Source organism: Hansschlegelia beijingensis, from assembly GCF_045505405.1.
In the GTDB taxonomy this organism is placed as follows: Bacteria; Pseudomonadota; Alphaproteobacteria; order Rhizobiales; family Methylopilaceae; genus Methylopila; species Methylopila beijingensis_A.
This window is the reverse complement of sequence record NZ_JBJKEX010000080.1, coordinates 1-11,002: the sequence shown is the minus strand read 5'-3', so window position 1 is coordinate 11,002 and position 11,002 is coordinate 1. Positions and strand designations below refer to the sequence as shown.

The window sequence follows — 11,002 nt, the reverse complement described above, 5'->3', positions numbered from 1 at the left end:
GGATCGACTACAACACCGAACGACCACACTCGGCCTTGGGTCACTTGACGCCCAACGCCTTCGCTCACCAAGCTCAGTACGCCCGAAAGGTCGCATCGTGACCGGACCAGAGTCCGGGGCAAGACCAAGTACGCCCGAAAGGTCGCATCGTGACCGGACCAGAGTCCGGGGCAAGACCAGACCGATCTGGGGTTTCGTTTGTCCAACATGGTTAACGGTTGCTAAATACGCGCGGCTAGAGCGTTGCTAAACTGGTCACAACAAGATCTTGCCGATCGCTCTTCGCTTGATCGGAGCGTAATCAAGCTTGCAGAGAAAGAGTTGGAGCGCTCTCAGCGTGCGTCTGTTTCAGCAATAGCGCGGGCTCTTGAAGCGCAGGGAGTGTTTTTTACCGAGAGCGATCAGTATCTAGGTGTCTCGATAGACCGCAGCCGTCTTTAGTTCTCTTTCGGGACGCACTTCGGATCAGTGGCTTCGGCTGTGAGGCCGCGGACCCGTCAATATGCGTCTTGGTCTGCCACGAAAACGGTTCCGCTTCGTCACGGGGTGACATCGATCAGGAGCCCCGGCTGAAACCCAGGGTTTTCATAGTCTCGAAAACCCTTTGGATTGCAGACGACCCGCGTGATGCGATCCCGGCCGCGAACGATGTAGTCGAAGCTGGCATGCGTATGGCCATGCAGCCATAGATCGGGACCTCGCTCGTGGATGAGGTCGGAGAGATCTGTGACATAGGCCGGCGTGCGGGGGTCCCCTTTGAAAGCAGGCGCTACGCTCGTCGGATGCGGCGCGTGATGGCTGACCACTACCGTGGGCCCGGCGAACCGCTCACCAAGCTTTCTCGTCAGCCATGCGACGCTGGCCTTGTTGATCGCTAAAGCGTCCCGCGGCGAAAAATGTTTCGCTAGGCACCCTTGCTCCGCCGGCTGCATCCAGATCTCACGGTGGTCCGGAAGAGACGCTGCGACGCGCATCGCCGCTCTCTGAGCGTCTGGGTCGTCCTGAACGCCAAGGCGATAGTCCGTCCACAACGTCGAGCCCAGGAACCTGACGCCGCCCCATCTGAGCTCGGCGTCGTCGAGGAAAAATAAGCCCGACGCGCTACCTGCGGCGTCGCGGGCCGTGGCTCTCGCCTCCGGCAGCTCCTCGCCGAAAAACTCGTGATTACCTGCGACCCAGATCACCGGCACCCGACCTGCGAACGTCCGCTGGAGATAGTCGAGCGAAGCCTCAAGGCCATCGGCGACGTCGCCTGCGACGACTACGATATCGGTGTCTGTCGGAACATCGAGTTCAGCTTCATCGCGACTGGCGTGTATGTCGCTGAGTGCCCAAATCTTCATGTCCGACCGGATTGATGGCTCCCGGCGCTTTATGCCCGGGCGAAAGTGACGCGTCGAGCGTCAGAAACTCAGCGGAAGGAGCGAGACCACGGACAAGTTCTGACCTTGCCCCCTGAAACGCCCTCGATCTGAAGCTAGGGTCCGTCGACCAGGAGAGACGGACGATGAAAAAGAGTCGGTTCAGCGAGGAGCAGATCATCGGCATCCTGAAGGAGCAGCAGGCTGGTCTGCCTGTCGCCGAGGTCTGCCGGAAGCATGGCATCAGCGACGCGACGTACTACACGTGGCGTTCGCGTTATGGCGGCATGGAGGGTGAGGCATGAGCCCGCCATCGGTCCGAGGGCCATGCCGAACGACGCGCGCCGGCTGAAAGCGCTCGACGACGAGAACCGCAAGCTGAAGAAGCTGCTGGCCGAGGCGATGCTCGACGTGGCGACGCTGCGCGAGGCGCTTGGAAAAAACTTCTGACGCCCGGCGCACGGAGAACGGCCGTGACCTGGGCGATCGAGAAGAAGGGCTATTCACAGCGGCGCGCCTGCGGGCTGATCGGGATGGAGCCGAAGACGTATCGCTATGTGTCGGCCCGGCCGGACGACACCGGCGTCAGAGCGCGCCTGCGAGCGCTGGCGACGGAACGCCGGCGCTTCGGCTATCGCCGCCTCCACATCCTGCTGCGGCGGGAGGGCGTCGTCCTCAATCACAAGAAGCTCTTCCGGCTCTACCGAGAGGAAAGGCTGACGGTGAGGAGGCGCGGCGGACGCAAGCGCGCGCTCGGCACGCGGGCTCCGATGACGCTGCCGCAGGGGCCGAACCAGCGCTGGAGCCTCGACTTCGTGTCCGACGTGCTGGCGGATGGCCGACGGTTCCGGGTGCTGGTGGTCGTCGACGACTTCACCCGGGAGTGCCTGGCGCTCGTGGCCGACGCCTCGCTGTCCGGACGGCGGGTCGCTCGTGAGCTCGACAGGATCGTCGAGTTGCGCGGCCGCCCGCTGATGATCGTCTCGGACAACGGCACCGAGCTGACGTCGCGCGCCATGCTGCAGTGGCAGGAGGAGTGCGGCGTCGGTTGGCATTACATCGCGCCGGGCAAGCCGCAGCAGAACGGCTTCGTTGAAAGCCTCAACGGGCGCTTCCGGGACGAATGCCTCAACGAGCACGTCTTCAGGAACTTGTCGGCCGTCCGCCGTATCGTCGAAGCTTGGCGCATCGACTACAACCTTCACCGGCCGCACACGAGCCTCGGCGGCCTCACCCCGAACGAGTTCGCAGCCCGGTCCAGACAGGACCAGAACCAGGACGGACTCTGGTTATGAACGGGGGCAATCAGGGGGCAAGGTCAATCGCGAGGTCGCCGGCGTTCGCTGCCTCGAGGAGATAAGCTGGGTCCTCGTCTGACCCATTGCCGAGGTCAGAAGGGGCTGCGAATCGGACGAGCGCTCCCGAATGGTGCCAGCGGACGGTGGCGAGGCAAGCCTAGGGTAGAGCAGCTGTTTGGGTCCGATCATGCACGTAGGTCAGCGCGTTCGCGTCGGCGGACAGTCCCCTAAAGAAGGCCGCCTGCCAGCTGTTCACGCCGTTGGAGATAATAGCGACGCTCAGGTCGTACCCAACCTGCTCGATCACGCGCTCAAGATCGGCATTCGGGCATCGAATTGCTAGCTGGCGAGGATAGGTCGACCACAGATTGTCTAGCGAGCGCTCGAACTGATCGCCCAGCACATGTTCAAGATGGAACTGGACGATTTCCGCCTGGTCGGCGGGAAGACCCGGCTCGGGCGTCGGCCTGAAAGTTGCCGCGAGGAACGGCTGCTGGATGCTGATCCTCCAAAGCGTTCCATCAGCCCAGGCGTCGAAGTAGGGATGGATAAAACGGCGGGGACGTTCTCCGTGGACCGTATCGCCTTTAACCCCCGAATTGCAGTGCACGCACGCCGGAACGAGATTGGCGCGCATGATCGAGAACTCAGGATAGACCGATCTCGGCAGATAATGGTCGAGATGCCCTGTCACCGGCGATCCGCAGACAGGGCATGAAAGCAAGCCCCCCTGGCGCCTCATTCGACTGAGCTCGCCGGATCGCTTGCGCGTGTCGTAAAGCGCGGACTGCCGGTCGCCCACTCCGACGCCGAACGCATGCGGCTGGATGTCGAACGGGCTGCCCGAATGACGGCGATAGCTCGCATAGGCCGCCAGCCACGCCGCGCGGTGGACGGCCCATTCCGGTTCTTTAGCGAGACGTTCCACGACCGCGTCGTCGGCGGTCGCGACGGGCAACGGCAAATAGCGCACTGGTCAGTCCGAGGCTGGCGGTTGACGCAGCTGGCGCGCGATGAATGACAGGCTCTCGGGGTTCAGTTGTGCTCCGTATTGCTCGACTATCCCCTGGAGGCCCTTCTCGCGCCCCACCCTCTCGGCCCATTTCGCGAGCGTTTTCTGATAGCGATGAGTGAGGTTGGTGTCGTGGAAGACAAACTGGGAAATTGTGTCGATGCTCGCGCCAAACGTTTGTAGGCGCGGTGGATCGATCAGGATTTCGCGATCTTCCAGCGTGAGGATATTCACGCGGCTTTTTGGCACCTCGCGCACCACGTAGGCTGAGTGGGTCGCGATGATGGCGACGGACTTCGTGGCTTGCAGTAGGCTGTCGAGGATCTCCATGAGATCGGACACGAAGTTTGGGTGCAGGTGGGTTTCCGGCTCGTCCAAGAGCAGGAGACTTCCTTGTTCGAGTGCTCCGCTGACCTGACAAATGAAACGGAGCATGGCGAATTCGCCACTGCTAAGATCACGGGGTTCGATTGCGTCATTTAAAATGACGACATTTCGTTCCCAGTCGATCCTGTGCGTGAGAAGAAGTTCGTTCCTCTCGTTCAGCGAGCGCGATATCGGAAAGTACGGTCGTCCGTCGACCGTTACGACGTTTGGCAGCTCGTTGCCTTCCTCGATCGAACGAAGCGGAAGGTGCAGGCGGTGCCACAAGCCGATCTTGTCCAAGGCCTGCTTAATGACATGCATGCGGTCGATGTGGACGCGCTGCGACTGTTCTCCGTCGTCCGCATTGCGGCTCGCCATAATCGCAGAAAGCAGCGGCGCATCGCTTCCCTGTCGCGCAGCGTTGATGGCAAAGTATTCGTAATCGATGCCACGCCATGCGCCGATGGATCGCGGAAACGGGTCTGTCGGGACGGATGAAAAAACGAGGACGCGCGTGGGTGCGAACGGCGGCGTGAAATGCGAGCGGCGTGGCTCCGCGGTCTCCGCATCGTAGAGCCCGTCGACGATTGATTTCAGAAGTTGAGTCTTGCCGACGCCGTTCTTTCCGATGAGGACGCAGATCCGTTCGGGGAAGAGTTCCTCGGGTTGGAAGCAGAATGGCACTTCATAGAGGTTGTCGGCGCTCTTCAGCTGCGCCGTGAATACGACGTTGATCGCGGCGTCTTCCATCGGGGTCGAGGTCGCGCGCCGGAAATGACGGGCCCCGCGATATAATGCGTCATTTGCACCGGTCGCTCGCAAGGCGCCGATGTGGAAATCTGCGCTGCTGCTGAGCCTCAGGCTCTCCTCGTCCTCGCCTTCAAGGCGCACGACGACAGCGTCTCTGAGCATTCTCAGAGCGCTGACGGCGACGTCGAAGCCAAGCATGCCTATAAGTGCGGCGTAGCTCTCAGAGCGAGGAATCAGTGATACAAAAGGCCTGTCAACTTCTTCGATCGAAAAAATGTTCCCAAATCGCTCCAGCATGTCCAAAAATACGGACTCGCTATGAGTAGCGCCCTCGAACATGACCCGCATATGCGTTTGGAATGTCTGATCATGTTCGTCTATGACAAAGAGATCTGCGAAGTAATTCAGGCCGTAATCATTCCAGGTGGTTCTGACCGGGAGCACTGCGACGAGAGGTCGGTTCAACGCGGCGGCCCGCGCCACGCGCTCCGATCGCGCGACCACAACCGTTACTTCAGCCTGCGCCGGAATGCGTTCGGGCAATTGAAAGCTCTGTGTTTTGAGTCTTGGAGGCGGGCCGGGTGGACGCTGGTCTTTTTGGGCGTAAGACCGTCGCGGCCGAGTCAGCCCATACGATAACCGAAGGAACTCATCTGGCCAGCGGCTTGATGCGCGTCCGCGTCAGGTTCGTCTTATCGTCGACCCGCATCAGGCAAAGCGACCTTAGCTCGCAAATTGGCGAGCGCTGATAGCGATCTGCTTCGGCTTCGTCCGTAGGCGCTCCGCCAGTGTGACAACGCAGGCTTGCAGACGGCTCGGGGGAGCATATTGCGCTTCAGGAGCCGAGCGCCCGGGCTGTAACCGGATCGAAAGGCGGCATTACTGACGACTGATCCGTCACCCGATGACACTCATTCTGTCGGCGCGCGGTGGTCATCAAGCAGCAGCAGGACATCCATCACGTCAAAGTCGTCGCTCTCGGTGGAGCGCTCGTGTATCGCATCGTCGACCCCGTGCGTATCATCTTCGCAATCATCGGCGCGTGGCGGTTCGGGATCTGGAACGGGGCAGGGTGCACGGTCAGGACCCCTGTGGGCGCGCAACTTGACCCGAGTCGAGGCTTCCGGGAGCCCCCGGACTTGGAGCTTCCGGTGCGGCGTCTTGCGAGGGAGCGGTTCTGCGCTGCCCGGTCGGTCTGCGGCCATAGGCACTGATCGTCAGCCAGGCTGTCTCGGCACCGTGCCGCGTGATGAGGTCGAAATCAGCCGACGAGATCTTCGTCAGGTTGGTCGGGTAGCTCAGGCAAGCGCCGCAGTCCTGGTCGCTCAGGAACTCGCCGGACGCGGCCGCGTCGCGATCGAGGCTTCGCGCGGAGATGCCCATGCGGATCAGGAATCCTTCCACCTGGCCGTGCCGGATGGACTTCATCAGCATGCGCGACCGAAGGGACCGGATCTGGTCGGACGCGATGTCGAACAGCCGCGGCGATGCCAGTCGACCGGAGAGCACGCCCTTGAGGATTGAGGTCGGCGGTCCCAGCGGCGCGGAGGCGTCGCTGCACAGAAGCACCTCGCAGTCCTGCAAGCCTTCCATCGGCTTGTAGAGCGGCTCCAGCGCCATGTTCTCGTAGGCGCCGCCGTCCCAGAGCCTGACGGCGCGGTTGCTCGGCTCGACCTGTCGGATGGGCTCCTTGGTGGCTGGGTCGGTCTGCCACCAGCCATGCTCGGGCAATGGCAGCTTCAGCGCGCCGATGACGTAAGGAACGGCCGCGGAGGCCGCGATGGCCTCCGCAACGCCGACCTCGGGCGAGTAGTGTCGGCCGAACTGCCAGTCGCCCATCGCCCCGCGCGTGAAGCGCCAGTTCTTCCCCGTCTCCAAGCAGGTCGTGTTGATGTGCCAGACGGGCTCCTGGGGCAGGTCCGAGAGCTTCAGGGAGATGTCCCACCGGCGCCGCAAGAGCCTAGCGAGGATGTTCGCCCGTCTGAACAGGATGCCGACGTTTTCCCGCACCAGCCCACCAACGCCGAGCGCCTTGAGGCTGAATAGATCGCCGGACACGAGCGTCTCGCGGACGGATGGGTAGACGGCCTCGAGAAACTCCGCCGACGACGGCCAACGGCCCCTCGCGCTTGAGAAGACCGCCCCGACCATCAGGCTACCGCCGGATACGGTCGAGATCTGGGTGACGCGCTCGAGCAGCCCTTGCTCCGCGAGGTACTTAAGGACGCCCAAGTGGAAGACCGCGGCGCGGATGCCGCCCCCGGAGAGGGCAAGCCCGATCCTGCCAGTTGGGGAAATGGCGCCGGCGTTCATCAAGCCGCCTGACCGAGCAGGAAGCCCATCTCGCCGTCGCCGACGATCAGGGAGACGGCGGGCAGCCCGTCGATGCTCAAGGCGTCGGAGAGCTGTCCGATCTGCACGATGTCGGTCGCGCTCGGGGCTGCAGAGCGGCCTTTCGGATGCGAGTGCCACTCGCCGACGTATCGCACTTGGCCGCCCGAACGGGCCTGCGCTTCTTCGATGCTCCTCTTGAGGCCTTCGACGCCTCTCTCGAAGCCTGTCGGCGATGCGACGCTGTCCGAAGGGGGCGGAAGGACGTGCACAGCCGTGATCCGCCGTGCCTCGAAGTCGATCATTCCGATGAGGGGCCCTCCGGTCTCGTTCGGTAGGGCCTCGGCGCGCGTCCGGTCGAGCTCTTCCACGAGCGAACGCGGGACTGTAACGGACCAGTCGCCGATCGCATCTCTCAGGCAGGCCGTAGGCGCGCTTAGGCAGTCAACGCCGCCGTCCCGACGCGTCCAGATCTTGAGCGTTGCGTCCGCGATGGAAGCCGCGTTCGTAACGGCCGACGCGATCAGGTTCGAGAGGAGAGTGACCGTTGAGGCCGGGATGCTGTTCGTCAGAGCCCGGCACGCCCCGGTGTACCGCATTTGCTGCGAGGGGCGATGATGCCCCTCCAGCCCTGGGTTCGTCATGACCTCCCTGAGGTAGGCCGCTTCGATGTCGCGGAGGGTGACGGCGCGATCCGCCGACTCCGCCATCAGCACGGCCGCCCCACCGTCCGGGGTGAAGAACGCGCAGAGGCGACGCGCGCCGCCTGGGCGATCCGAGAGCCAGCGGGAGACCGGCACCGAGGCGGAAGCGTCGAGGATGACTTCGGCTGCGTCGAGGGCGGGCCCGGTCTTGTTTCCGTCCTTGAGCGCTAGGACGTCCTCGCAGATGGCTTCCGGCGCGGTGTCGACCCTGATCGACAGGAGGCGCGCGGCTAGTTCGGGTGCTTTCGCCCTCCCGAACTGCTCACGGGTCAGGCTGTGTCGCGCGGCGTTATGGGGAAGGAAGGTGTCGGGGTCGATCACCGTCCAAGCGAATAGGCCCTCACGGGCCAGGCTCTCGGCGAGCTGCGACCCGAGCGAGCCTGCTCCAATCATCACGACGCGCCTGAGGTCGGGGGCGGCGCGTCCAGCCATTCTCGCGGCTCCGGCGCCGTCAAGCTCGAGGTGCACCGGAGCGATCTGCACGGGGATCTCTCGGAGGCCGTCCGCGGACAGCTTGGCTCCGAACCTCATCACGTAGCTGACGTCCTTCACCGCGTCGCTGGTGTTCGACTCGAGCAACCCCATCGCGACGCCGATGGCGCCCGGGCTCATGTGGCAGAGGAACGCCATCGGAAGGGTTGCGCCGATCTCGCCAGTCAGCGGATGGACCTGCGGCAGGCTCACAAGAATGCAGAAGACCCACTTGCGGTTTTGGTCCCTTCCTCCGGCTGACTTCCAGCCGAGGACGGACTCATTGAGCCGTTCGAGGAGATCAAGTCCCCGTTCGGCAAGCAGATCGACGAGCCCCAGAAGGGTCCGGGGCGCGCGCCGGATGCGGCGCATTGCGCGAGGCTCAACCGCGACGTGGAGGACGTGGATGCCGACTGTTCCGGCCACGTCCGCCTTCTGCGGGGACGTGGTCACTATGAGGTAGCGGACCCTTTCGTCCGTCGACCATACGTTCAGTTCGCCGCCCGCCTTCATCGCCTGTCGGGCGTCGTGCTGAATGATGATATCGAGTCGGTTGTCCTCGCCGCTGTCGAGGCCGAAGAACGCGTCGAAGGGCTGGTCGGCTCCGTGAAGCTCGCCTTCGCCCGCCTTCCTGAACCAGATCGCGATGCGCGCCATCAGCTCGGAAGCGGTGTAGCCGCCCCGGACGTCCTGCCAGGGACGGTCGTCCACGCAGAGGAGACTGGGCAGGCCTTCGAATACGAGGCCTTGGTGCGGCGTGTCCGGAAAGTTCTCCCGGTCGACGGCGACGAGCGGTGGGCCACTGCTGCACGGCGAAAAGCAGGCTGACACCGTCTCCGTTGCAAGGATCGCGTAGACGGGGCGCTGCGGCAGGTCGATGTCGATCTCGAAGGTGACAATCTCCACGCCGCTGTCGAGGCGGCAGCAGTCGACCAGTCGGGAGAACCCGGCGCACGCGTCCCTGACATGCGCCGCGAAGTCACGCGCCAGCGGGACCGTCAGTTCCTCGGCCTTGACCTCCTTGCACTCGGCGAACCGCCACATGCGCTCAGCCCGCCCGCGTCGGGCCCGACGACACCGCGGCAGCTACCGTGGGCGCAGCCGAGGAGACGAGCGTGATGCCGCCGGCCGACACGCGGAGCCTGATCGGCTTGGGGCTGCTCTCGCTCGGCGTTTCCATCGTGACTTTGAACTGGCCGTTCGAGTCCCTGATGATGCGTTTGTAGTAGTTGGCGGCTTGGCGGTGCGGCGGCTGCGGGTCCTTGTCGTCTGCCGTCCCCTTCATGGGGATCGGCCAACTGGGCGACACGATGATCTCCTTGTCGCGGGCGAGTTCCTCGAAGAGCCAGCGAACGTCTTCGACCGGCTCGGTCACGTCCTCGCCCTTCTCGGGCGAGAGCGACTTGTACGAGCAGTGGTGGAAGAGCTTGAGCACGTCCCAGTGCAGGCGGTGCGTGTTCTCGTGGTCTCGCGTGGTGCGGACGATCTGTGACAGCGTCTCGTGGTCGATGTCCGCGCCGAGCAGCGCGAAGCTGTCGGCGGAGCCCTCACGCATCGTCACCTGCATCACGATCGAGTTCTCGTTGCGGTCCTCAAGTCCGTCGTCGGTGCGCCACGCGAACGGGCTGTGTACGAAGAACTCGGCACCCTCCGGCCCGAACTTGGAGAACCCGGGCACGAGTTCGCCCGCGTTGACGATGCAATGCCGCCGATCCTCCACCGAAAGGCCCCACTCGGCGAGAAGGTCGGCGAGGTTGCCGGGGCGGGAGAAGACCTTGATGCCCTCGCCGCGCAAGAGGCGGTACCGTGCCTCCTGCCGGATCGCGCGGGCGTCGTCGTCGAGGCAGGTTTCCGTCACCGCGGCCGCCGGGACCCACATCTCGTCCATCCGCACGCGGTCCCCGCCCTGGCGGCTGTTGCTGTGCTCGAACTCGAAGAACTCCGAGGCCCCGTAGACGTGGTCCTTGTCCAGGTGGGTGAAGGCGACGACGCGGAAGGACTCGCGTCGAGCGTCAGCGAGCTCGCCCCGGATGGCCTTCGGGAGGTCGATGCGCTTGTCGTTCGGGTCCGTGGGGCAACGCATGTTCGCGTAGTCGAGGAGGACCAGGTCATCGTTGGCGAGCCGAAGCAGCGTGGTGTCCGCGTTGCCGAGGGGAAAGAAGGTCATGTGAGCGGTCATCGGGCGTCTCCCTGTCTTTGAGGTCGGCCCGGCTGACCTTGCCGAGTGTCACAAGATCGGTCGTCCGAGAGCGAAGTTCGGGGTTCGTTCCACGAGGGCTCGCCGGGCAGCCAAAAAGACTGCCCGGCCCATCCCAAGGTAGTTTCTTGGTCCTCCACTTCGCAGCACATTACAGAGTGTGCCGCGACACGTTTGCGATGGACGTCGGTCCTATAGGATTAGTCAGTAAAAGTGTCTCTACGTAGAAAACCGGGTCACTTTGCGTAGAAACATCGGTTCCGTTCACATCCAGAGAGGCCGTAGCCTCAGCTGCAGCCGCTCGTCGAGCCGCAGGTGTCGCACTTCAGGCAGGTGCCATTTCGCACCATGGTGAAGTTCCCGCATTCGGAGCAGCTTTCGCCCTCGTAGCCCTTGAGGCGGGCCTCCATGCGGCGGGCGTCGGCGGTCTTGGCTGCCGGGGCCGGGGAGGGGGCCTCCCAGGCGAGGTGGCCGAGGGCCTCCTCGGGCGCCGGCTCGCGCTTGAGCGCGGT

Annotated in this window: 8 protein-coding genes and 1 pseudogene; 2 read left to right on the top strand and 7 right to left on the bottom strand. The window is 63.8% G+C overall.

Going from position 1 to position 11,002, the window contains the following annotated elements:
* The first annotated feature begins 2 nt into the window (after positions 1–2).
* Complete coding sequence (locus ACIKT0_RS07445; protein ID WP_407103641.1) at positions 3–101, top strand: integrase core domain-containing protein; 99 nt, start codon at positions 3–5, stop codon at positions 99–101.
* A gap of 438 nt (positions 102–539) precedes the next feature.
* Here ACIKT0_RS07445 and ACIKT0_RS07440 read toward each other — a convergent pair whose 3' ends face one another.
* Positions 540–1,343: a metallophosphoesterase gene (locus tag ACIKT0_RS07440; RefSeq protein ID WP_407104727.1), complete on the bottom strand. Its 804-nt coding sequence runs from the start codon at positions 1,341–1,343 to the stop codon at positions 540–542.
* A gap of 164 nt (positions 1,344–1,507) precedes the next feature.
* On the opposite strand from ACIKT0_RS07440, the pseudogene ACIKT0_RS07435 reads away from it, so the two are divergent.
* A pseudogene (locus ACIKT0_RS07435) lies at positions 1,508–2,656 on the top strand (IS3 family transposase).
* Positions 2,657–2,816: 160 nt separating this feature from the next.
* Here the strand turns inward: ACIKT0_RS07435 and ACIKT0_RS07430 are convergent.
* The 6 genes from ACIKT0_RS07430 to ACIKT0_RS07405 all read right to left on the bottom strand — a co-directional run.
* Complete coding sequence (locus ACIKT0_RS07430) at positions 2,817–3,632, bottom strand: HNH endonuclease (RefSeq protein ID WP_407104726.1); 816 nt, start codon at positions 3,630–3,632, stop codon at positions 2,817–2,819.
* 3 nt (positions 3,633–3,635) lie between these two features.
* Complete coding sequence (locus ACIKT0_RS07425) at positions 3,636–5,330, bottom strand: AAA family ATPase (RefSeq protein ID WP_407104725.1); 1,695 nt, start codon at positions 5,328–5,330, stop codon at positions 3,636–3,638.
* A 537-nt stretch (positions 5,331–5,867) separates the two neighbouring features.
* Entirely contained in the window at positions 5,868–7,100 is a 1,233-nt protein-coding gene (locus tag ACIKT0_RS07420) for a patatin-like phospholipase family protein (RefSeq protein ID WP_407104724.1), read from the bottom strand.
* Entirely contained in the window at positions 7,100–9,337 is a 2,238-nt protein-coding gene (locus tag ACIKT0_RS07415; protein WP_407104723.1) for a ThiF family adenylyltransferase, read from the bottom strand. Before ACIKT0_RS07415 ends, ACIKT0_RS07420 begins: the two co-directional genes overlap by 1 nt.
* A 4-nt stretch (positions 9,338–9,341) precedes the next feature.
* A complete protein-coding gene (locus ACIKT0_RS07410; protein ID WP_407104722.1) occupies positions 9,342–10,472 on the bottom strand; it encodes a ComEC/Rec2 family competence protein in 1,131 nt (376 codons plus the stop codon).
* 305 nt (positions 10,473–10,777) lie between these two features.
* Positions 10,778–11,002 (bottom strand): hypothetical protein (locus ACIKT0_RS07405; RefSeq protein WP_407104721.1); only part of this gene is annotated, 225 nt, incomplete at its 5' end.